This window comes from Paraburkholderia humisilvae (assembly GCF_902859855.1).
In the GTDB taxonomy this organism is placed as follows: Bacteria; Pseudomonadota; Gammaproteobacteria; order Burkholderiales; family Burkholderiaceae; genus Paraburkholderia; species Paraburkholderia humisilvae.
This window is the reverse complement of record NZ_CADIKH010000014.1, coordinates 68,299-88,296: the sequence shown is the minus strand read 5'-3', so window position 1 is coordinate 88,296 and position 19,998 is coordinate 68,299. Positions and strand designations below refer to the sequence as shown.

Sequence of the window (19,998 nt, the reverse complement as noted above, 5' to 3'; positions counted from 1 at the left end):
GTCATGAAACTGACGACAACCATGCTCGGCACACTTGACCGGCAGGACGTGTTCGATATCGTCGCTTGGAACCTGCTGCGGCAGAACGCGCGCGCGACCGCCTTCGACCGCGTGAAGTGTCTGTACCGCGCACCGGACGGCAAGCGGTGCGCGATCGGCTGGCTGATCCCCGATGACGTCTACTCGAAGGCGCTGGAGTTCTTCGGCGTGCGCGATATCGCCGCGCGCCTGATCGAGACGGACTACGGCGCGAAGTTCGCTCGCTTCCTGTACATCCACATGCCGCTGCTGCGCGACCTGCAGGAGATGCACGACGCGAACCTGCCCGTCGAGTGGCCCGTCGCGTTGCGCACGATCGCACGGCGTCACCGGCTGAACACGACCGTCATCACGCACTGCGAGCGCCAGCTTGGTTTTGTGACGCGCTCGCAGCCCGAGCATGTGCGGCCCGTTGCGCCCGCGTATCTGCTCGACTTCCCGAAGCTGCTCGCGCCCGTCAACACTGGAGTGGATCATGGCCGCGAGGAACGCAAAGCGCCGCGAGAAGTTTGCTGTGCCTGAACCCGTCAGCGACGCGCAGGGCATGGCCGTCGACGAGTGGGTGCCGAACTACGGTCGGCAGTGTGAGGTATGCGGCGAGACGCCATGCGTGAGCGGCGTGCGTGACGGGAAGGTGGTCTATGACGGATCGATGTGCGGTGCCTGTACGTGGGGTGAGGACGCGTGCCTCGACCCCGCGAACTGGTGAGGCGATGATTGTGTTCCGCCCACCTCGTACACGCTGCCGCTGCTGCGGTCAGCCATTCAGCGACGCCAATGTCTACAGCGAGGCGGGCTGGATCGAGACGCGCATCAGCGGGCTGTGCGAGGTGTGCTTCGACACGATCGCGGACCTGATTGCAGGGGATGCGGACGATGACGAACGAAACGAAAGCGATGGGACCGATCGCTGAACTGGACCTTTCGGGCGCGCACCCCCTCGTGCTGATCGACGGCGAGGTGCTCGAAGGCGTGTCGCGTGCGGTGCTTGAAGTTGAATCAGGCGAGGTGCCGGTGCTGGTGCTGCGGCTCGTGCGCTTCGATGTCAAAGGTGGCGAGTTGCCGAGCGTGATGCCGTGGCGGCACCGGGCGAAAGGAGACTAGCGATGGCAAGCTCGATGTTCTATCTCGCCGCGCAATTTGATGGGCGCGTCGTGCTGACGCTGGATGAAGCGTGCGAAGCAATCGGTATCGCCACCAAGACCGGCTATAACCAGATCTCGATGGGCACCTTTCCGTTGCCGCATCGCAAGCAGGGAAAGCGGGTGCTGATCGACGTGCGCGACGTCGCGGAATATCTCGACCGCGAGCGCGCAACGGCCCGCGAAGCCTTCGAGCGCACACATTGAACAAAAAAACGGGGTGCCAGTCTCCCGGCACCCCGTTTCTCCCCCGTGATATCCTACGCGGCCTGTTCGCTCTGGTCTTGGAGCAACTTCAGGCGTTTGAACTGCTCGTGTACGGCTGCGGGTTTAACCTGCGTATAGCGCGCGAGTTGCTTCCAGTCCTTGTGGCCGCTGATCAGCGCCACCTGTGCAATCTGCATCCCCATGTCGAAAAGGCGGCTGATGCCTTCATGCCGCATATCGTGAAAGCGCAGGTCTTCGATTTTCAGCGCGGTGCAGGCACGCGGGAAGATGGAAGAGAAGCTTTTATGGTTGTAAGGAAAGATGCGCGGCTCGCCCGCGACCTTCGGCTGGCGCAGGATGACCTCCATCGCATCGGGCAGCAGTGGCACCACTTGATTGTTGCCTATCTTCTTCTTCGGGTCCTTGCGGTCGCGCACCAAAATAGTGCAGTTCTTTTCGTCAAGGTCATCCCACGCGAGCCGGGTAATTTCAGATGCCCGCATGGCGCTGGCCACGGCGAAGTCGATAATGTCGGGCATCGGAATTTTCTGGCGGCTCTTGGCAGCGAACCATGCCTTGATGCGCTTCAGTTCGGGAAGGGTCGGGCGGCGGTCGCGCTCGTTGCTTTTGCCGACGAGTTCCGCGTCATTGAGTCGCGCCCGCGCCTCGGGCACCGGATTGGTTACGGGCAAGTGCAAAATGCTCCGACCCGTTTTGTAGACGGTGCCAAGGGTCGAGATGTCGAGCGCAACCGTAACCGGCCCCGCACCTTCGTTGGCACGGTCCCGCGCGAAGGCGAGTACGCCGTCCGCCGTCAGGCGAGCGGCGTTCCGGTCCCCGAGCAGGCGTTTGAGGTTGGCAAGCGCGCCCATTGTCGAGCGCCCGATAGCGGGCGACTCGACCTCCGAGCCAGCCTTGCGAGCTTTCAGTTTGGTTCGGTGGCGCGCCTCACGGTGTTCGACGAAGCGGTTGATAAGGCCCTCGACCGTCAGCTTGTGCCCGTCCTTGTCGACCGGCTCGAAGTTGCCTTCGTCCATCGCGATTTCGACGTCTCGTGCCCACTTGCGGCTTTCCTTTTCAGTAAGGAAACTACGCACTTGTGGGGGGTACTCCTTGCGGCGAATTTCGGCACGCCACTTGCCGTTGACTTTCCGTATCGAGGCCATTGTTGGTCCAGTCCACTTTTCCGTATTCGGGGGGTGGCCCGTCGCATTTTCCCGTCGCACTTGGAAGGTGATGTTGGGAAAAACCGGGAAAAAACGGGGGCCGTCGCAGCAATTATAGTCGCACTGGTTGGTCCAGTCGAATCAGCCGAAAGGCCCGCCAGATAAGGATTTTAGGCAAGTTATGACCGCACGAAAAGTAAGCGTTGCACCTATGATGGACTGGACGGATCGTCACTGCCGTTCATTTCATCGGGCCATTTCGCGCCATACGTGGCTGTATACCGAGATGGTCACGACCGGCGCGCTGATTCACGGCGATGTCGCGCGCCATCTCGCGTTCACCGCGGATGAGGCGCCTGTCGCATTGCAACTGGGCGGCAGCGAACCCGACGACCTCGCGCATTCGGCGCGATTGGGCGAGCAGTGGGGCTATGACGAAATCAATCTGAACTGCGGCTGTCCGTCGGAGCGTGTGCAGCGCGGCGCGTTCGGCGCGTGTCTGATGAACGAGCCGCAACTGGTCGCCGACTGCGTGAAGGCGATGCGTGACGCGGTGTCGGTGCCCGTTACGGTCAAGCATCGGATCGGTGTCGATACCGTCGAGAACTACGAGTTCGTGCGCGACTTCGTCGGGACGATTGCCGACGCGGGTTGCCGCGTGTTTATCGTGCATGCGCGCAACGCGATTCTGAAAGGCCTGAGCCCGAAGGAGAATCGCGAGATTCCGCCGCTGAAGTACGAATACGCGTATCGGCTGAAGCGCGACTTTCCGGATCTCGAGATCATCATCAACGGCGGTATCAAGACGCTCGACGAAGTCGCGTCGCATCTGCAACACGTCGACGGCGTGATGCTCGGGCGCGAGGCTTATCACAATCCTTACGTGCTGGCGGGTGTCGATGCGCGCTTCTACGGTTCGACCGAAGCGGCGCCGACGCGCGACGAAGTCGAGGCCAGGCTGATCGACTACTGTGCGGCGGAGCTCGCGCGCGGCACGTATCCGGGTGCGATCACGCGTCATGCGCTCGGTCTGTATCGCGGTGTGGCCGGCGCGCGCGGCTGGCGTCGTGTGTTGTCCGATAACCGCAAGCTCGCGGCACGCGATCTGTCGATCTTCGATGAAGCGCGAAAGCATTTGCGCGAATCCGTCGAAAGCGAGCCGACACAACGCGCCGCGATCGAAATGTTGGAATAAGGGCTAGGCAAAAGCGGAACGTATTTGTATAATCTCGCTTCTTCATCGGTGAGCCAGTTCTGGCGAGCCAGGTTGATGTTCCAGTGGTGGCTGTAGCTCAGTTGGTAGAGTCCAGGATTGTGATTCCTGTCGTCGTGGGTTCGAGTCCCATCAGCCACCCCATACTGTTTCCCCGCACCGTTTTAGTCCGCATGCCATTTCACGCCTGGCTCACGCGCCGATCCGGCATCGACGTCCAACAAAAGCTACTATTTATCTTTGGCGTCGAACCAGGGGAGAACCAATGAAGAACGTTGCCGATCTGGAAGGTCCGTTGCTCGATTTCTGGGTGGCGCGTGTCGCGCAGTTGCCCAAGCCGCGTGTCGATGACGGCTTTTGCTGGATCGAAGAACCGGCTTGCGATGGCGATCCCGCGGGTGCATTGGAAGCCGCGTTTACGCCGTCAACCGACTGGACGCACGGCGGTCCGATTATCGAGCGCGCGCAGATCTGTGTCGGCTATTCCGAAGCGCGCGGATGGGGTGCCGGACCGACCGCGGATGCGCCGCAATTCCAGTCGCACGGCGCGACGCCGCTGGTCGCCGCGATGCGTTACTACGTTGCGATCAAGTTCGGCAACAACGTGCCCGACGAAACCGAGCCCGCAGCCGATTAACGCCACCGGCGTCACAACCGCATGGCGGATGCACATGTCGCGCACGCGCATGTCGCGACTCAGCGACTCATCCTCGTTCCAGGCCCATACCGCATGCTAGGATTCCTGATGATTCGCCATCAGGAGCCGACCATGTGGGATCGAATCGAGCATAACGGCTACGAAATCTGGGTATTGCCCGTGCTGGCGTATGGACCACCCGCACCCGATACCCTCTGGCATTACACCGCATACTTTTGCCGGCATGGCGCGGACGCTCATCTCGCCGGCCAGAGCACACGCTTCCAGGAAATGGTCACGACGTTTCGCAGCGAGGACGAAGCGCGCGACGCGGGTTACGCAGAAGGGCACCGACTGGTCGACCTGCTGCCAGTAGTCGGACCGCGCACAAGCGCTGCAACGCATACCGCGCGCTGACGAAAAAAAACCCCGCCGAAAGTCGGGAGCGGGGCTGCGCATGAAAAAGGTTCCTTGGAGATCAAGCGCAGCACTACAGTATCCGCTTAAAAACGGGATTTCAAGCCGTTGAAAATAACAAACGGTTACGAAACCGACGGCTTCAGACGGCTTCATGTCGGGAATACGACAGTTATCGCCCTTCTGACAAATTTGAGCCGGCGCTATGTCGCGCGGCGTAACGGGTCCAGTATCGACTTGAGGCCGTTGTGATCGATTTCGTGCATCAGCGCCAGCAGCCGCCCAATTTCACCGGTCGGAAAGCCTTCCCGCGCAAACCAGTTCAGGTAGTGTCCCGGCAAGTCGGCGATGACCCGATCCTTGTACTTGCCGAACGGCATCACACGTGTCACGAGCAGTTCAAGGTCTTCGGTCTTCATTGCGTGGCCTCCGTGCGGGACGTGCGATGCCCGCTGACATGTGCGCCGGCGCGCGCGTCGAGTCCGAACACGTCGAAAATCGATGCGAGACCGACTGCGGCCACCAGCAGAAAAGCGACGTTGAAATCGGCTGTCGTCACGGACTGCGCGCCATGTCCATGAAGCCACGCGGCCACGCGCAGCGCGATTGCGCCGAGCGCGACGCCCATGCCGATCGTCAGTTGCTGGATCGTGCTCGAGAGCGTCGATGCGCCGCTCATCTGCTGTTTCGGCACATCGGCGAAACTCAACGTGTTGATCGCACCGAACTGCAGCGAACGCACCAGTCCGCTCGCGAACAGCACCGCGACGATGATCCAGTACGGCGTGTCGGGCTTGAGCAGGCTCATCGCGGCGAGCGACAGCGCGGCCAGTACGCCGTTGACAAGCAGCACCGAGCGAAAGCCGAAGCGCCGCATCACCTGGGTCGTGACAAGCTTCATCAACAGATTGCCGGCAAATACCGCGAGCGTCAGCAGCCCTGAGCGGAACGCGTTCATGCCGAAGCCGATCTGAAACATCAGCGGCAGCAGAAAGGGCACCGCGCTGATCGACACGCGGAACAGCGATCCACCCGCCATCGATACCGCGAATGTCTTCACGCGCAGCGCGCGCAGATCGATGACCGGATGCGACGTGCGCCGCACGTGAAGGAAGGCTGCTGTGCCGGCCAGCGCGCCGACCGCGAGAAAGGCGAGTGCTTGCGACCAGCGCGTATCGACGCGGCCCAGCAGCTCCATCGCGTACATGATCGCCGTGCCGGCAAGCCCACACAGCACGAAGCCGAGCCCGTCGAACGGGCGCCGTTCGGTGTCGCCGGCGGCACGGATAAAGCGCCATGCAAGGGCGATGCCGGCGAGGCCCAGCGGCAGATTCAGATAGAAGATCCAGCGCCACGACGAGTACGTCGTGATGAACCCGCCGAGCGGCGGCCCGATGACCGGCGCGACGAGCCCCGGCCAGGTGATGAATGCGATCGCGCGCATCAGATCGTCCTTCGGTGTCGCGCGCAGCACCGCGAGCCGGCCGACCGGCACCATCATCGCGCCGCCGATGCCCTGGACGATACGCGCCGCGGTGAAGCTGACGAGGCCGTCGGTCATCCCGCATACGATCGATGCCGCGGTAAACACGGCCAGTGCGGCAGTAAACACGTTGCGCACGCCGAAGCGGTCGGCGGCCCAGCCGCTGATCGGGATAAACACCGCGAGGGTGAGCAGATACGACGTGATGCCGATGCTCAGATCGACCGGATGCACGCCGAACGAGCGCGCCATCTGCGGCAACGCGGTAGCGATGATCGTGCCGTCGAGGTTCTCCATGAAGAACGCGGCCGCGACGAGCATCACGATCAACGACGAGCCTTCTGAACGTGTGGCGGCGGACGGCGAATCTGGCATCGGGCGGACGGGGTGGATGTGAAAACAGGCGAACCATGCATCGCGAATCGCGATACAGCGGCGCGCGGGCGTCGGACCGACATTCTACTGATCGCGGCAGCTTTCGTCGCGTGAACGGTTGATCGGCAGAGGCAGTGTGCGAACGCCGCCGCATGAGATAATCACGAATTCTCAGAATCGGGCGCGGGCGTCGCTTGCGCACGGAATCCCCCTTCGTTTGATATTGCCAAATTGAAAAGTCTGCTTGTGCCGCTCACCGAGCTGGCGCGCTTCGATGAAATCGTCGACGTGCGCACGCCGCTCGAATTCGCCGAAGATCACATTCCGGGCGCGCTTAACGCGCCGGTGTTGTCGAACGAAGAGCGCGTGATCGTCGGCACGATGTACAAGCAGTCGCCGTTCGAAGCGACGCGCCACGGCGCCGCGCTCGTAGCGCGCAACATTGCCCATCATCTGGACACGACCTTCGCCGACCGGCCGCGCAACTGGCGTCCGCTGATCTATTGCTGGCGCGGCGGCAAGCGCTCGGGATCAATGACAAACGTGTTCAACATGATCGGCTGGCAGGCGCGGCAACTGGACGGCGGCTACAAGACGTACCGTCGCGCGGTGGTCGAAAAGCTCGCGACATGGCCGAGGCGCTTCGCCTATATCGCGCTCGTCGGTCATACGGGCACCGGCAAGACGCGGCTGTTGCATGCTTTGCGCGACGTCGGCGCGCAGGTGCTGGACCTCGAAGGTCTCGCGTGTCATCGCGGCTCGTTGCTTGGCGCATGGCCGGGCCGGCCGCAGCCGTCGCAAAAGGCGTTCGATAGCGCACTCGTGGGCGCGCTTGCGCAATTCCACCCGGCGCAACCGGTGTTCGTCGAATCCGAAAGCCGGCGCATCGGTGCGATTACGTTGCCTGATGCGTTGCTCGAGCGTTTTCATCAGGGGGCGTGCGTCGAAATTCGCGCGGCGCTCGACGAGCGGGTCGCGTTCCTGCTCGAAGACTACGGGCACCTGTTGGACGATCCGGCGGGGTTCAAGCGGCAGCTCAGTCTGTTAATCGGCTTGCATAGCCGTGCGCAGATCATGCACTGGCAGCAACTGATCGATGAACGCGCACGCGGCGAACTGCTCCACCAGCTGCTCGAGCGGCACTACGACCCCGCGTATCAGCGCAGCAGCCGGCAGCACTTCAGCCAGCTCGCGCACGCGCAGCACTTCACGTTCAGGCCGAGTGCCGGCGATACGGTGAGCCAGGCGAAAGCGCTGCTCGCGCAGTTGTCGGTGACCACCGGCGAAGCGACAGCGATGCATGCGCCGACATGATGGCCGCATGAACGGGCCAGCCGATACCGGAAGCAAGCAGCGCTGAAACGCCACGGCAAGATGCATCACGCATCCGTTTTGGCCGGCAAAGAAAAGCATCCGAACCACCAACAAGCGAATCAACGAACAATAAACGCATCAGAGGACAACCCAGATGAACACTACGCGGCAAGCCGCCCCAGCGTCGGGCTGGCTGATCTTCCTGTTGCTGGCGGTCGCAGGACTCTTTTATGTGAAGTGGTTTCCGTACTATCACCGCGCATTCACCGCGGCGTCGACCCATTCGATCGGCGCGTCGATCCTGATGGGCACCGCGGCAAGTCCGCCCGCGCCGTCATTCGACGCGGCGCTCGGCTATGCGTGGGCCTATGGCAAGGCGATCTGGCAGGCGATGGTGCTCGGCCTGCTGCTCGGCTCTGCCGTGCAGGCCCTGTTGCCGGCGCACTGGGTCGCGAAGGTGCTCGGCAAGACCGGCTTCGGCAGTGTCGCGGCAGGCGGCCTGCTGGCGATCCCGGGCATGATGTGCACCTGCTGCGCGGCGCCGGTCGTCGTCGGGCTGCGCGCGCGCGAGGCGTCGCCCGGCGGCGCGATCGCATTCTGGCTCGGCAACTCGGTGCTGAATCCGGCGACCCTCGTGTTCATGGGCTTCGTGCTGGGCTGGCAATGGGCGGGCCTGCGCCTTGCGTTGGGTGTGCTGATGGTGTTCGGCCTCGGCTACGTGGTGAACCGGCTCGTGACGCCGGGCGAAGCGCGTGCCGCCGACGCGCACCTGGCCGAACTCGTCGCGCATCAGCCGGATGGCAATGCGTTCACCCGCTGGCTATCGATCCTCGCGCGCATGGCCGTGCGCCTCGTGCCGGAATACGTGGTGCTGATCCTGCTGCTCGGCGCGGCACGCGCATGGCTGTTCCCGCATATCGGCCCGGCGATCGGTAACGACATCGGCTGGATCGTCGCATTTGCGGTCGCCGGCATGCTCTTCGTGATTCCGACCGCAGGCGAAGTGCCGATTATCCAGGCGATGCTGGCGCTCGGCATGGGCGTGGGCCCCGCCGGCGCGCTGTTGATGACCCTGCCGCCGATCAGCGTGCCGTCGCTCGTGATGCTCGCACGCTCGTTCCGGGCGCGCATGCTGGCCATCGTCGCGGCGGCGGTGGTCGGGTTGGGCGTCGTGTCGGGCCTGCTGGCGGTCGCGCTTGGTTTGTGAACGTGGGCTCTGAAACAATCGGCGAAATGGGCTATACAGTGGCCTGTGAACGTGACTTGACGCGCGTAAACGCGTCTTATTGCGTCGCATCGAAGTGGTTTCAAACCCGTTTCAGGTGGTTTCAACAGTTTCAGCCAGTTTCAAGCCACGTCAAACGGTCGAATCTCGAACTAAACTGGGTGAACCGGAATCGGTGTGAACGGGGAGCGGCGAGTTGCCGGTGAACCGCTGCAAGCACGAAAGCGGGACCGATGGCGGTGACGGTTCCGCCGTTTGTCAGTTGCCGCAAGCGGGTGGCGCAGCGCGACAGCCGGTCCGGCAATTATTCATAGTCACACAGTCAACAAGACGATCCCACACAGGACATCGCATGGCGCAACAGAAGACCAATCCGAAGCTCGAGCAGGCGCTCACGCGTGGAGACCTCGCGATCCGCCAGGCCAATTCAGCGCGCGCGACCGCGCTGCTGCGGGCGCTCGGCAAGATGATCATCGACGCATCCGCGACGATCGGCGTCGAGGTGTCCACGCTGATTCCAGACGGCGACCGCATCTACGACCCGGCGGACGGCTTGTGGCCGCAGGTGCTGCTGGTCTCGCTCGACGGTGCGGTCGAAGAGGCGGACCCGGATGAAGTGCGCACCGTTCGGCTGCTGGCCGACGATCCCGGCACGGTGTTTCGCGTCGAATGGCATCGCGCCGACGGCAAGATCGGGCGTCAGGAAGGCGGGCCGTTCGCGACGGTCGCGTTTATCTCCGACGTCGATATTCCGTGGTCGGACGACGAAGACTGACCGAACACCGACGGCTGGCATCCGCGTCGCGACCGGCATTGACGCGCTCGCCGCAGGATGCCTGCCGCGATACGCGTGAGCGACTATCGCATCATCCGGCGGCGCAGCAGCACCGCTGAAATCAGAAACGGCACGATCACATAGACGGCGAGCACCGCGATGTGCAGCGCCGCGTTATCCAGCGGCCGGTCGAGCATCGCCGGCCGGATCAGGTCCACCGCATGCGCAAGCGGCAGCAACTGCGTTGCGTACTGCGCCGCGGGCGGCAGTTGCGATGCCGGAAAGAACACACCGGACAGCAGCAGCATTGGCGTGAGCACCAGCGTCTGATAGAACATAAAGAAATCGTACGACGGCGCGAGCGCGGTGACGATCATCGCGAGGCTCGCAAAAGACAGCCCCGCCAGTGCGATCACCGGCAGGGCGACGAGGGTCGACGGAAATTCCGCATAGCCGAGCAGGCCCGCGACGATCAGGATCGCTGCGCCCGACAGCAGCGATTTGCTCGCTGCCCAGACAATCTCCCCCAGCACGATGTCGCCCAGCGTGAGCGGGGTATGCATGATCGCTTCCCACGTGCGCTGCACATGCATTCTTGAAAAGCCCGAGTACATCGATTCGAAGCTTGCCGACATCATCACGCTCGAGGCGACGGTGCCTGCTGCCAGAAACGCGATATACGACACGCCGTCGACGCGTCCGACCATCAGCCCAAGTCCGAAGCCCAGACCGAACAGATAGATCATCGGATCGGCGAGATTGCCGAACATCGACGCGACCGCGAGCTTGCGCCAGACCAGATAGTTGCGGCGCCACACAGCGACCCAGTTGAGCGCATTGGCGGGCAGTGCGGCGAAACGTTCACGGGTCGGTTTGAGCGGGCGATCGGGCGTGTCGTATGAGCGTGCATCCATGGTCGTTCAGTCCTGCATCTCGCGGCCGGTAAGCCGCAGAAATACATCTTCGAGGTTCGCGGGGCGGTGCAAATAGCGCAAATCGGCGCGCTGCTTGAGCCGCGCATGCACGGGCTGTGGATCGTCGACATAGCAGAAGAGCGTCTCGCCGCTGATATCGATGCGTACCGCGAACGGCGCCAGTTCTTCGCGCAGCGCAAGCGGATCGGGGCCATAGACTTCGATCACATCGCAGCCGATCTCCGATGCGATCAGTTCCTTCGGCGCACCCTCGGCGATCTTGCGGCCTTCTTCGATCACGCACAGCCGGTCGCACAGCCGCTCGGCTTCTTCCATGAAGTGCGTGGTCAACAGGATGGTCTTGCCGCGCGACAACAGCGAGCGCAGCCGTTCCCAGATCAGGTGGCGCGCCTGCGGATCGAGGCCGGTGGTGGGTTCGTCCATCACCAGCACATCGGGGTCGTTGACGAGCGCACGGGCGAGCGTGAGCCGGCGCTTCATGCCGCCCGACAGCTCGGCGACGCGCGCGTCCGCCTTGTTCTCGAGCCGCGAGAATTCGAGTAGCGACGGCACGAGATCGCGCATTTCGCGGGAGGACAGGCCGAAGTAGCGGCCGAACACGAGCAGATTCTCGCGGACGGTAAAGTCCGGGTCGAGATTGTCGAACTGCGGGACCACGCCGACGCGCGCACGTGCGATTCGTGCACGTGCGGGAATCGGTTCACCGCATAGACGGATCGCGCCGGCGTCAGGCGCCGCGATGCCGAGCAGCATGCGCAGCGTGGTGGTTTTGCCGGCGCCGTTCGGGCCAAGCAGACCGAAGCATTCGCCGACGCGCACATCGAATGACAGGCCATCGACGACCTTCTTGCCGCCGTAGCGTTTTTCGACCCGATGAAATTCGATAGCGGCTTCAGGCATGGGCGGATTGTCCAGTGGCGGTGGTCGGGTTCGGCCTCGAAGACCTGGCGCCCGATCGCGAAACAGCGGACGCAATGGTGTGTCCAACTGAATGAAGCGCTGGATCGGGGCAAACGGCAACGGCGAGGTCTTTCGAAAGGCTGCCTATTCTAGGCCATGATCCGCGAGCGCCGCGAGCGCCGCCACACCCGCGCCAGGGGTTTTCTTGCGCTGCGGCATCCCGTATCGGAGGTGCTGCGCACAGTTAGCGTTTTCCATCCCTTGCAAGCGCAATTGCGGCGCACCATGATTGATTCGACGTCCGCGATCGGCGCGGAAGGGAGAACCACGATGGCGAGCTACCAGAAAATTCTGCTGTGCTACGACGGCTCGCGCGAAGGCCGCAAGGCACTGCGTTGCGGCGCGGATCTGGCGTTGGATCTGAAGGCTGAGACGCACTTGCTGTCGGTGGTCGACATGCGCTCGAGCATCGCGCAAAGCGCGGGGCTGCTAACCGATGTTGCGTGCGGCAGCTTCGAGAAGACCGCACGCGACATCCTGCAGGAAGGCGTCGACTGGCTGACCGAGCGCGGCGTCCAGGCGCACGGGCATTTCGCGTTCGGTCATCCGATCGATGAAATCGCGGCGCTCGCCGATGAACTGAAGGTCGATCTGGTCGTGGTCGGCCATCGCTGCCGTCACGGTTTGTCGCGATGGTGGATGGGCGCCGGCAATACGCCGCTGCTCGATCGTGTGTCGTGCAGCATTCTGGTCGCGTGTTCCGACGACCAGCAACCGGCCGCCGCATAAGGCGACGTCGACCGTCGGCGTCAACCGTTCAGATCGACGGCCGCGAGCTTCCATGTGAATAGCCCCTCGCGGTGGAAAATCGCTGAATAGCGCGTATCGCCGACACCGTGCTGGTAGGTGACGACGAATTCATTGACGCTGCGATAACCAGCCGTGGTTTGCGGCGGCTGGGGCGGTTTCGATGGTTCGTCAGCGGGTGGCGCGGGCGGCGGCGTGGCGCCGGCCTGCGTATTCGGTCCATCGGTCGACGCACGCGTATCCGGCGGTGGAGGCGGCCGCTCGCCGGGCTCACCGCGTGGCGGCATACCGTTCAACAACGCAGCGACGCCGTCCGGCGTCGCATACGCATCGACGAGCGGCCCTACCAACGCGACACCAATCATCGCACCCAGCGCGGCGAACGGATTGCCGTGACTTTCGGCGCCGAGCCGGTGTTTGAGCAGCACGACGAGTTGCTCCTTGAGGCTGTCACGAAAAGCAGGGAAGTCGACATATTGATTGACCGTTGCGGCATCGCGCGCGTCGGCGGCACGCTTCAGGCGATCAAGCGCGATATACGGCGACGCGTAGACAAATGCCAATGCAATCAGAACGGCGATCGCGACCAGCGCGACCAGCATCGACCGCTTGACGCTGCCGTTATGGCGGTGATTGATCGCGCGCTTTGCGCGGCCTGTACGAAACGTCATCGTGCGGGACATTCCTTCAAATGGGCGGACTTAACGTGGACCCCATTCTCGCAAAAATGATTCCGTGCAATGTGTTCGTCACGTGCGCGCCGGCTGACTTTTTTATCAGGCCGGTTGCGCGGCGGCGTGCTCCTCCGCGATCGCGCGGTCGATCATTCTGCATACTGCGTCGACCGTGCCGACCATGATGAGCCGCGATGGCCCGTGGTACACCCGCACCGGCGCACGCCGGGCGGGTTCGGCGTTCAGCCCCGCATTCAGCGATACGCGCGCGAATGCGGGCAACGCTGACGGTAGCGACGGGCGCAATGACGCAGCCACTGCCCGTTCGTGTTCGTCGAAATCGAACAGCGAGCCCGTGCGCGGCGCTTCGGCAGCGTCGAGCGGCGCGCATGGCGCGAGCTTGCGCAGGTGACGCAAACGGCCGAACTGGCGAAAGGGCAGCAGGCGGGCAAGGCGTTCCATGAATTTCTCCAGACAGTGCAATAAATACCGCGCGGCGCCGGCGGGCAAAAAGCGCGCAACAGCGTGCAAAAACGCGGGCAAAAGCAGGGGTATCAGAATTCGGTCGGCCGGATCAGGCCCACCGCGATGCCTTCGAGCGCGAAATCCGCGCTGCCGGCCTCGACGAAAATGTTTTCGTAATCGGGGTTTTCGGCGATCAGCTCGATGCCGTTCGGCCGACGCTTTAGCCGTTTGACCGTCACATCGTCGCCAAGCCGCGCAATGATGATCTGGCCGTCTTTCGCTTCGCTGCGCTTTTGCACCGCGAGCAGGTCGCCGTCGAGAATGCCCGCGTCGCGCATCGACAGACCGCGCACCTTCAGCAGGTAGTCCGGCTTGCTCGAGAAAAGCGCCGGGTCGCACGCATAGTGCTGCGCGATGTGCTCCTGCGCGAGGATCGGGCTGCCGGCCGCGACCCGGCCGATCAGCGGCAGCGACAACTGCATCAGCGCCGCGTGCGGCAGCGTGAACTGGTGGGGCGCGTCGTCCTGCCCGGCGAGCAGCCGGATGCCGCGCGACGCGCCGGCCGCGAGCTCGATCACGCCTTTGCGGGCCAGCGCCCGAAGATGTTCTTCCGCCGAGTTCGCCGAGCTGAACCCCAGTTCGGCCGCGATTTCGGCGCGCGTGGGCGGAAAGCCGGTGCGCTCGATGGCGCGGCGGATCAGTTCAAAAACCTGCTGCTGTCGTGCGGTGAGTTTGGTCATGGCGCCACTGTATGGATAGACAGGTGCCTGTATTTTTATACAGTATCGGGCGCAATTCAAGTTTTACTTTAAGTTGCTCGCCAACATCGTCGATCGCCGACGCGTCGACAGCAGAATTCGCGCTGGAACGCCGCATCCGGCCGTCATTACCACTTTTGCGTATTAAAAAATGAAGAAACATTATTTTTAATGATGAAGCCGCGCGGATAGACTGGCCGCAAATCGATGACAGGCGCGGCAGACAAGGCGGACACGCCGGCCGCCGGGCCTTGGAATGACCGACAAGCGGAGAACAGGAATGAGCAATCGAAGTACGGGGTTGGCGGCACACGCAAAAAAATTCTTCGCATTGCTGGCCGTTAGTGCGGCCGCGACGCTTGGTCTCGCCACACAGGCGCATGCTGATACCACATTGCTGAACGTGTCGTACGACCCGACGCGCGAGCTGTATCAGGACATCAATGCGGCTTTCGGCAAGCAATGGAAGGCACAGACCGGCGAGTCGGTCACGTTCAAGCAGTCGCACGGCGGGTCGGGCGCGCAGGCGCGCTCGGTGCTCGACGGCCTGCAGGCCGACGTGGTGACGCTGGCGCTGGCCTACGACATCGACGCGCTCGCCAGCAAAGGGCTGATCGATAGCAACTGGCAGAAGCGTTTGCCCGACAACGCGTCGCCGTACACGTCGACGATCGTGTTTCTGGTGCGCAAGGGCAACCCGAAGCACATCAAGGACTGGGACGATCTGACGAGGCCGGGCGTGTCGATCGTCACACCGAACCCGAAGACATCGGGCGGAGCGCGCTGGAACTATCTGGCCGCGTGGGCGTACGCGCTGCACCAGCCGGGCGGCAACGAGCAGAAGGCGAAGGAATTCGTGTCGAAGCTGTACAAGAACGCGGGCGTGCTCGATTCCGGCGCGCGCGGCGCGACCACGAGCTTCGTGCAGCGCGGGATCGGCGACGTGCTGATCGCGTGGGAAAACGAAGCGTTCCTGTCGCTGAAGGAGTTCGGACCGGACAAGTTCGAGATCGTGGTGCCGTCGGTCAGCATCCTTGCGGAACCGCCGGTCGCGGTCGTCGACAAGGTCGTCGACCGGCATGGCACACGCAAGCTTGCCGACGCGTACCTGAACTTTCTGTATAGCGAGGAGGGACAGGAGATCGCCGCGAAGAACTTCTACCGTCCCCGTTCGAACAAAGTGCCTGCAGCGCTGACTGCGAAGTTTCCGAAGCTGAAGTTGTATACGGTAGACGACACCTTCGGCGGCTGGGCGAACGCACAGAAAACCCACTTTGCCGATGGCGGCGTATTCGATTCGATTTACCAGCCGCAGTAGTCCGGCAACGATCGCGGCGGATGAAGCCGGCAAGCGCGCCTTCGGGCGCGCTTTTGAGCTTGTCATCCAAGGCTCGCGTGGTTGACAGGCTGTCCATGGCCTGCCGCGCACAACCGAAAAGAGTATCTGGCATGACGATGTTGACCTTCCGCAAGCCGAGCGCACTACCGGGTTTCGGCCTCACGCTCGGTATCACGGTGGCGTATCTGAGCCTCGTGGTGCTGATTCCGCTCGCCTCCACCTTTCTGAAAACGGCGACGCTCGATTGGAGCCAGTTCGTGCGCGCGGTGGCGTCACCGCGCGTGCTCGCGTCGTACCGGCTGACATTTAGCGCGGCGCTCGGGGGCGCGCTGATCAACGCGGTGTTCGGCTTTCTGGTCGCGTGGGTGCTGACGCGATATACGTTCCCGTTCAAGCGCGTGATCGATGCGATCGTCGATCTGCCGTTCGCGCTGCCGACGTCGGTGGCCGGTATTTCGCTCGCTGCGGTCTATGCGGGCAACGGCTGGATCGGACAGTTTCTCGAACCGCTCGGTCTCAAGGTCGCGTTCACCCCGCTCGGCGTGCTGGTCGCGTTGACGTTTATCGGTTTGCCGTTCGTCGTGCGCACCGTGCAGCCGGTGCTGGAGGAGTTCGAGCGTGAACAGGAGGAAGCGGCCGCGTGCCTTGGCGCATCGCGCTGGCTGACCTTCCGGCGTGTGGTGTTGCCGGCGGTGTTCCCGGCGCTGCTGACCGGCTTCGCGCTCGCGTTCGCGCGTGCGCTCGGTGAATATGGCTCGGTGATTTTCATCGCGGGCAATGTGCCGATGAAATCCGAAATCACATCGCTGCTGATCATCACGAAACTCGAGCAATACGACTACGCGGGTGCGACGTCGATCGCGGTCGTGATGCTGATCGTGTCGTTCCTGATGCTGCTTTTCATCAATACGCTGCAATGGTATTTGCAGCGGCGCACGAGCCGTAGCGCCGCCGCGCCGGCGCGCGCATTGGCCGCCACGCAGGACGGAGGGGCGCGATGAGCGACGATTCGGTCGTGCTGTCGAGCACACGCCGCGCGGCGTCCGGGGCCGCACGCCACAACGACCCGGTCACCGAGCCGCGCGCGGTGCGCTGGGTGCTGACTGGCATCGCGCTGCTGTTTCTCGTGCTGTTCCTCGTGGTGCCGCTTGCCGCCGTGTTCTATCAGGCGTTGAGCAAGGGCCTTGGGTTCTACTTCGAATCGCTCGCGGACCCGGACGCGTTGTCCGCGATCAAGCTGACGCTGTTGACCGCGGCGATCGCGGTGCCGCTCAATCTGGTGTTCGGGCTCGTCGCGTCATGGTGTATCGCGAAGTTCGACTTCAAAGGCAAGGCGCTGCTGACCACGCTGATCGATCTGCCGTTTTCGGTGTCGCCGGTCATTTCCGGTTTGATCTATGTGCTGCTGTTCGGCGCGCAAGGCTGGTTCGGTCCTTGGCTGCAGGCGCACGACGTGCAGATCGTGTTCGCGGTGCCCGGCATCGTGCTCGCGACCGTGTTCGTCACGTTCCCGTTCGTCGCGCGTGAGCTGATTCCGCTGATGCAAGCGCAAGGCACCGACGAAGAAGAAGCCGCGCACGTGCTCGGCGCGTCGGGCTGGCAGATCTTTCGCCGCGTGACGCTGCCGAACGTGAAGTGGGGCTTGCTGTACGGCGTGATTCTGTGCAATGCGCGTGCGATGGGCGAGTTCGGCGCGGTGTCGGTGGTGTCGGGGCATATCCGCGGCCAGACCGACACGATGCCGTTGCACGTCGAAATTCTCTACAACGAATACAACTTCTCGGCCGCGTTCGCCGTCGCGTCGCTGCTTGCATTGCTGGCGCTGGTGACGCTTGGTCTCAAACTGCTTGCCGAGCGTCATATGTCGGAGCAGGCGCGCTCGCCGCGCGGCGGCGCGCTTGCGGCGGGGGCCGCCGCATCCGGCATCACGGGTACGCCCGCGTCGTCCGGCGCGGGCGCCGGTCGCCAGGTCCAATAAAGGAGTCGCTACAGATGGGTATCACCGTTCGTAACCTGCACAAGCGCTTCGGCGATTTCACCGCGCTCGACAATGTGTCGCTGGACTTTCCGCCCGGCGAACTGGTTGCGCTGCTCGGGCCGTCCGGCTGCGGCAAGACCACGCTGTTGCGCGTGATCGCGGGCCTCGAATTCGCGGACGACGGGCAGGTCGTGCTGCAAGGACAGGATGTCGCCGACGTGCGCGCGCGTGAGCGCCAGGTCGGCTTTGTGTTTCAGCATTACGCGCTGTTCCGGCATATGACCGTGTTCGAGAACGTCGCATTCGGCCTGCGCGTGAAGCCGCGCGGCGAGCGGCCAACGGAAGCGGTGATTCGCGAAAAGGTGCATGAGCTGCTGAAGCTCGTGCAACTCGACTGGCTTGCGCCGCGCTACCCGTCGGAGTTGTCGGGCGGGCAACGGCAACGCATCGCGCTCGCGCGTGCGCTGGCCGTCGAACCGAAGGTGCTGCTGCTTGACGAGCCGTTCGGCGCGCTCGACGCGAAGGTGCGCAAGGAACTGCGCGGCTGGCTGCGCCGCCTGCACGACGATCTGCACATCTCGACGATCTTCGTCACGCACGACCAGGAAGAAGCGCTCGAAGTCGCGGACCGCATCGTCGTGATGAATCACGGGCATGTCGAGCAGGTCGGCAGCCCGCAGGACGTGTACGATCATCCGCAGACGTCGTTCGTTTACGAATTTCTCGGCGCGGCGAATCGTCTGCGCGGCACGGTCGATCGGCGTGGCTTCGTGGCCGACGGCGCCGCGCAGCCGATCGCGATTGCCGCGGGCTTCGAAGGCCCGGCGTTCGCGTACGTGCGGCCGCACGACCTGGTGCTGTACCCGCGCGCAGCCGGCGGCGGCCATCGCGATGGCATCACGCTCGGCGTGCGGCGTGTCGTGACGCTCGGCGGCTCGGTGCGCGTCGAGCTCGAAGGGCTGGACGGATGGGCGGCGGCGGACGGGCGCGGCCCATCCGTGCTCGAAGCGGAGCTGGATCGCGAAGCGTGGCGCGAATTGCGGCTCGCGGTCGGCGACCCGGTCACCGCGGTGCCGCGCGTGCTGCGCGTATTTCCCGCCCGCGCGCAGTGATTCGCGCACGACCGGCAACGAGTGCAACATGATGCCATTCACCGATACCAATGCCCCTTCGCGCGCTTTGTCGCAGCGAGATTGGAGACGACCATGAACTTCCAGCAGTTGCGCTTCGTGCGTGAGGCCGTGCGCCAGAACATGAACCTGACCGAAGTCGCGAACGTGCTGTACACGTCGCAGTCAGGCGTGTCGAAACAGATCAAGGACCTCGAGGACGAACTGGGCGTCGATATCTTCATTCGCCGCGGCAAGCGGCTTACGGGGTTGACCGAGCCGGGCAAGGCGGTGCATCAGCTGATCGAGCGGATGCTGCTCGATGCGGAGAACCTGCGCCGCGTCGCGCGCCAATACGCGGACCAGGACAATGGCCACCTCGTGGTCGCGACGACGCATACGCAGGCGCGCTACGCGCTGCCCAAGGTGATTCGTCAGTTCACCGACGTGTTTCCAAAAGTGCATCTGGCGCTGCGCCAGGGTAACCCGCAGCAGATCGCGCAGATGATCATCAACGGCGAAGCGGATATCGGCATTTCGACCGAGGCGCTTGACCGTTACCCGGATATCGTGACGTTTCCGTGCTATTCGTGGCATCACGTGGTCGTCGTGCCGAAGGGGCATCCGCTGGTTGGCCGCGCAAATGTGACGCTCGAAGAGATTGCCGAATACCCGATCGTCACATATGAGCAGGACTTCACCGGCCGCGCGCATGTCGACCAGGCATTCTCGAAGGTCGGCGCGATGCCGGATGTCGTGTTGACCGCGATCGACGCCGACGTGATCAAAACCTATGTCGAACTCGGCATGGGCGTGGGCATTGTCGCGGCGATGGCGTTTGATCCGAAGCGCGACAGCGAGCTCGTCGCACTCGATACGCAGCATCTGTTCGAAGCGAGTACGACGCGGGTCGGTTTGCGCAAAGGGGCGTTCTTGCGTGCCTACGCGTACCGTCTGATCGAAATGTTCGCGCCGCAATTGAGCGAGGCGGAAATCGCGGCGCAAATGCGCGAAGCGGCCTGACGGGCGCCGCGTGGCGC

At 63.4% G+C, this 19,998-nt stretch carries 24 protein-coding genes and 1 tRNA gene; 17 read left to right on the top strand and 8 right to left on the bottom strand.

The genetic code is table 11. From position 1 onward, the window contains the following. Nucleotides 1-3: 3 nt before the first annotated feature. The 4 genes from HV796_RS16465 to HV796_RS16450 all read left to right on the top strand — a co-directional run bounded on the left by HV796_RS16465 (nt 4) and on the right by HV796_RS16450 (nt 1,388). Nucleotides 4-561, top strand: a complete 558-nt coding sequence (locus HV796_RS16465; protein ID WP_175227574.1) for a hypothetical protein — start codon at nt 4-6, stop codon at nt 559-561. Beyond that, the gene (locus HV796_RS16460; protein ID WP_175227573.1) at nt 554-748 is read left to right on the top strand and encodes a hypothetical protein; all 195 of its coding nucleotides are present in this window, start codon (nt 554-556) and stop codon (nt 746-748) included. The genes HV796_RS16465 and HV796_RS16460 overlap by 8 nt, the downstream gene beginning before the upstream one ends. Nucleotides 749-915: 167 nt before the next feature. After that, complete coding sequence (locus HV796_RS16455) at nt 916-1,143, top strand: hypothetical protein (RefSeq protein ID WP_175227572.1); 228 nt, start codon at nt 916-918, stop codon at nt 1,141-1,143. Nucleotides 1,144-1,145: 2 nt separating this feature from the next. Further along, nucleotides 1,146-1,388, top strand: a complete 243-nt coding sequence (locus tag HV796_RS16450) for a helix-turn-helix transcriptional regulator (RefSeq protein ID WP_175227571.1) — start codon at nt 1,146-1,148, stop codon at nt 1,386-1,388. A 53-nt stretch (nt 1,389-1,441) separates the two neighbouring features. Here the strand turns inward: HV796_RS16450 and HV796_RS16445 are convergent, their stop codons facing one another. Next, the gene (locus HV796_RS16445) at nt 1,442-2,554 is read right to left on the bottom strand and encodes a site-specific integrase (RefSeq protein WP_175227570.1); all 1,113 of its coding nucleotides are present in this window, start codon (nt 2,552-2,554) and stop codon (nt 1,442-1,444) included. A gap of 181 nt (nt 2,555-2,735) precedes the next feature. Between HV796_RS16445 and dusA the strand changes: the two genes are divergently transcribed. The 4 genes from dusA to HV796_RS16425 all read left to right on the top strand — a co-directional run bounded on the left by dusA (nt 2,736) and on the right by HV796_RS16425 (nt 4,821). Then, the gene (gene dusA / locus HV796_RS16440) at nt 2,736-3,749 is read left to right on the top strand and encodes a tRNA dihydrouridine(20/20a) synthase DusA (protein WP_175227569.1); all 1,014 of its coding nucleotides are present in this window, start codon (nt 2,736-2,738) and stop codon (nt 3,747-3,749) included. Nucleotides 3,750-3,835: 86 nt separating this feature from the next. Beyond that, a tRNA-His gene (locus HV796_RS16435) sits at nt 3,836-3,911 on the top strand. 121 nt (nt 3,912-4,032) lie between these two features. Next, nucleotides 4,033-4,404, top strand: coding sequence for a phage protein NinX family protein (locus tag HV796_RS16430; RefSeq protein WP_175227568.1), 372 nt, complete (start codon nt 4,033-4,035; stop codon nt 4,402-4,404). Between the two features lie 132 nt (nt 4,405-4,536). Continuing rightward, nucleotides 4,537-4,821 (top strand): hypothetical protein, encoded by a 285-nt coding sequence (locus HV796_RS16425; RefSeq protein WP_175227567.1) that lies wholly within the window; start codon nt 4,537-4,539, stop codon nt 4,819-4,821. Nucleotides 4,822-5,024: 203 nt separating this feature from the next. On the opposite strand, the gene HV796_RS16420 is transcribed toward HV796_RS16425, so the two are convergent. Together HV796_RS16420 and HV796_RS16415 are read right to left on the bottom strand one after the other, a co-directional pair. Beyond that, a complete protein-coding gene (locus HV796_RS16420) occupies nt 5,025-5,240 on the bottom strand; it encodes a DUF3820 family protein (protein ID WP_175227566.1) in 216 nt (71 codons plus the stop codon). Next, nucleotides 5,237-6,679, bottom strand: a complete 1,443-nt coding sequence (locus HV796_RS16415) for a DHA2 family efflux MFS transporter permease subunit (protein WP_175227565.1) — start codon at nt 6,677-6,679, stop codon at nt 5,237-5,239. The genes HV796_RS16420 and HV796_RS16415 overlap by 4 nt, the downstream gene beginning before the upstream one ends. Nucleotides 6,680-6,910: 231 nt before the next feature. Here HV796_RS16415 and mnmH point away from each other — a divergent pair, with 231 nt between their 5' ends. The 3 genes from mnmH (at nt 6,911) to HV796_RS16400 (ending at nt 9,993) form a co-directional block, all read left to right on the top strand. Further along, nucleotides 6,911-7,993 (top strand): tRNA 2-selenouridine(34) synthase MnmH, encoded by a 1,083-nt coding sequence (gene mnmH, locus HV796_RS16410; RefSeq protein WP_175227564.1) that lies wholly within the window; start codon nt 6,911-6,913, stop codon nt 7,991-7,993. A gap of 154 nt (nt 7,994-8,147) precedes the next feature. After that, entirely contained in the window at nt 8,148-9,200 is a 1,053-nt protein-coding gene (locus HV796_RS16405; RefSeq protein WP_175227563.1) for a permease, read from the top strand. A 370-nt stretch (nt 9,201-9,570) separates the two neighbouring features. After that, a complete protein-coding gene (locus tag HV796_RS16400) occupies nt 9,571-9,993 on the top strand; it encodes a hypothetical protein (RefSeq protein WP_175227562.1) in 423 nt (140 codons plus the stop codon). Between the two features lie 83 nt (nt 9,994-10,076). Here the strand turns inward: HV796_RS16400 and HV796_RS16395 are convergent, their stop codons facing one another. Continuing rightward, nucleotides 10,077-10,907: an ABC transporter permease gene (locus tag HV796_RS16395; protein ID WP_175227561.1), complete on the bottom strand. Its 831-nt coding sequence runs from the start codon at nt 10,905-10,907 to the stop codon at nt 10,077-10,079. Nucleotides 10,908-10,913: 6 nt separating this feature from the next. Then, entirely contained in the window at nt 10,914-11,828 is a 915-nt protein-coding gene (nodI, locus tag HV796_RS16390; protein ID WP_175227560.1) for a nodulation factor ABC transporter ATP-binding protein NodI, read from the bottom strand. Nucleotides 11,829-12,158: 330 nt separating this feature from the next. On the opposite strand from nodI, the gene HV796_RS16385 reads away from it, so the two are divergent. After that, entirely contained in the window at nt 12,159-12,617 is a 459-nt protein-coding gene (locus tag HV796_RS16385; protein ID WP_175227687.1) for a universal stress protein, read from the top strand. A 20-nt stretch (nt 12,618-12,637) separates the two neighbouring features. On the opposite strand, the gene HV796_RS16380 is transcribed toward HV796_RS16385, so the two are convergent. The 3 genes from HV796_RS16380 to lexA form a co-directional block, all read right to left on the bottom strand. After that, entirely contained in the window at nt 12,638-13,306 is a 669-nt protein-coding gene (locus HV796_RS16380; RefSeq protein WP_175227559.1) for a DUF2939 domain-containing protein, read from the bottom strand. Between the two features lie 105 nt (nt 13,307-13,411). Beyond that, complete coding sequence (locus HV796_RS16375) at nt 13,412-13,771, bottom strand: hypothetical protein (protein ID WP_175227558.1); 360 nt, start codon at nt 13,769-13,771, stop codon at nt 13,412-13,414. A gap of 92 nt (nt 13,772-13,863) precedes the next feature. After that, nucleotides 13,864-14,514, bottom strand: coding sequence for a transcriptional repressor LexA (lexA, locus tag HV796_RS16370; RefSeq protein ID WP_175227557.1), 651 nt, complete (start codon nt 14,512-14,514; stop codon nt 13,864-13,866). Nucleotides 14,515-14,812: 298 nt separating this feature from the next. On the opposite strand from lexA, the gene HV796_RS16365 reads away from it, so the two are divergent. The 5 genes from HV796_RS16365 to HV796_RS16345 all read left to right on the top strand — a co-directional run bounded on the left by HV796_RS16365 (nt 14,813) and on the right by HV796_RS16345 (nt 19,981). Beyond that, nucleotides 14,813-15,850, top strand: coding sequence for a sulfate ABC transporter substrate-binding protein (locus HV796_RS16365; protein WP_175227556.1), 1,038 nt, complete (start codon nt 14,813-14,815; stop codon nt 15,848-15,850). 131 nt (nt 15,851-15,981) lie between these two features. After that, the gene (cysT, locus tag HV796_RS16360) at nt 15,982-16,872 is read left to right on the top strand and encodes a sulfate ABC transporter permease subunit CysT (RefSeq protein WP_175227555.1); all 891 of its coding nucleotides are present in this window, start codon (nt 15,982-15,984) and stop codon (nt 16,870-16,872) included. Then, nucleotides 16,869-17,849 carry a sulfate ABC transporter permease subunit CysW gene (cysW, locus tag HV796_RS16355; RefSeq protein WP_175227554.1) on the top strand — a complete coding sequence of 327 codons (981 nt, stop codon included), beginning with the start codon at nt 16,869-16,871 and terminating at the stop codon, nt 17,847-17,849. Before cysT ends, cysW begins: the two co-directional genes overlap by 4 nt. Nucleotides 17,850-17,863: 14 nt before the next feature. After that, a complete protein-coding gene (locus HV796_RS16350) occupies nt 17,864-18,961 on the top strand; it encodes a sulfate/molybdate ABC transporter ATP-binding protein (RefSeq protein ID WP_175227553.1) in 1,098 nt (365 codons plus the stop codon). Between the two features lie 93 nt (nt 18,962-19,054). Beyond that, the gene (locus HV796_RS16345) at nt 19,055-19,981 is read left to right on the top strand and encodes a CysB family HTH-type transcriptional regulator (protein WP_175227552.1); all 927 of its coding nucleotides are present in this window, start codon (nt 19,055-19,057) and stop codon (nt 19,979-19,981) included. The last annotated feature ends 17 nt before the right edge of the window (nt 19,982-19,998 follow it).

Excerpts from the sequence above, each read along its gene's own strand:
- cysT (WP_175227555.1), top strand. The coding sequence starts at position 15,982 with ATGACGATGTTGACCTTCCGCAAGCCGAGCGCACTACCGGGTTTCGGC.
- HV796_RS16415 (WP_175227565.1), bottom strand. The coding sequence starts at position 6,679 with ATGCCAGATTCGCCGTCCGCCGCCACACGTTCAGAAGGCTCGTCGTTG.
- HV796_RS16455 (WP_175227572.1), top strand. The coding sequence starts at position 916 with ATGACGAACGAAACGAAAGCGATGGGACCGATCGCTGAACTGGACCTT.
- HV796_RS16395 (WP_175227561.1), bottom strand. The coding sequence starts at position 10,907 with ATGGATGCACGCTCATACGACACGCCCGATCGCCCGCTCAAACCGACC.
- HV796_RS16375 (WP_175227558.1), bottom strand. The coding sequence starts at position 13,771 with ATGGAACGCCTTGCCCGCCTGCTGCCCTTTCGCCAGTTCGGCCGTTTG.
- nodI (WP_175227560.1), bottom strand. The coding sequence starts at position 11,828 with ATGCCTGAAGCCGCTATCGAATTTCATCGGGTCGAAAAACGCTACGGC.
- HV796_RS16425 (WP_175227567.1), top strand. The coding sequence starts at position 4,537 with ATGTGGGATCGAATCGAGCATAACGGCTACGAAATCTGGGTATTGCCC.
- HV796_RS16365 (WP_175227556.1), top strand. The coding sequence starts at position 14,813 with ATGAGCAATCGAAGTACGGGGTTGGCGGCACACGCAAAAAAATTCTTC.
- cysW (WP_175227554.1), top strand. The coding sequence starts at position 16,869 with ATGAGCGACGATTCGGTCGTGCTGTCGAGCACACGCCGCGCGGCGTCC.
- lexA (WP_175227557.1), bottom strand. The coding sequence starts at position 14,514 with ATGACCAAACTCACCGCACGACAGCAGCAGGTTTTTGAACTGATCCGC.
- HV796_RS16400 (WP_175227562.1), top strand. The coding sequence starts at position 9,571 with ATGGCGCAACAGAAGACCAATCCGAAGCTCGAGCAGGCGCTCACGCGT.
- HV796_RS16420 (WP_175227566.1), bottom strand. The coding sequence starts at position 5,240 with ATGAAGACCGAAGACCTTGAACTGCTCGTGACACGTGTGATGCCGTTC.
- HV796_RS16405 (WP_175227563.1), top strand. The coding sequence starts at position 8,148 with ATGAACACTACGCGGCAAGCCGCCCCAGCGTCGGGCTGGCTGATCTTC.
- HV796_RS16450 (WP_175227571.1), top strand. The coding sequence starts at position 1,146 with ATGGCAAGCTCGATGTTCTATCTCGCCGCGCAATTTGATGGGCGCGTC.
- HV796_RS16465 (WP_175227574.1), top strand. The coding sequence starts at position 4 with ATGAAACTGACGACAACCATGCTCGGCACACTTGACCGGCAGGACGTG.
- HV796_RS16445 (WP_175227570.1), bottom strand. The coding sequence starts at position 2,554 with ATGGCCTCGATACGGAAAGTCAACGGCAAGTGGCGTGCCGAAATTCGC.
- HV796_RS16380 (WP_175227559.1), bottom strand. The coding sequence starts at position 13,306 with ATGACGTTTCGTACAGGCCGCGCAAAGCGCGCGATCAATCACCGCCAT.
- HV796_RS16345 (WP_175227552.1), top strand. The coding sequence starts at position 19,055 with ATGAACTTCCAGCAGTTGCGCTTCGTGCGTGAGGCCGTGCGCCAGAAC.
- HV796_RS16385 (WP_175227687.1), top strand. The coding sequence starts at position 12,159 with ATGGCGAGCTACCAGAAAATTCTGCTGTGCTACGACGGCTCGCGCGAA.
- HV796_RS16350 (WP_175227553.1), top strand. The coding sequence starts at position 17,864 with ATGGGTATCACCGTTCGTAACCTGCACAAGCGCTTCGGCGATTTCACC.
- dusA (WP_175227569.1), top strand. The coding sequence starts at position 2,736 with ATGACCGCACGAAAAGTAAGCGTTGCACCTATGATGGACTGGACGGAT.
- HV796_RS16430 (WP_175227568.1), top strand. The coding sequence starts at position 4,033 with ATGAAGAACGTTGCCGATCTGGAAGGTCCGTTGCTCGATTTCTGGGTG.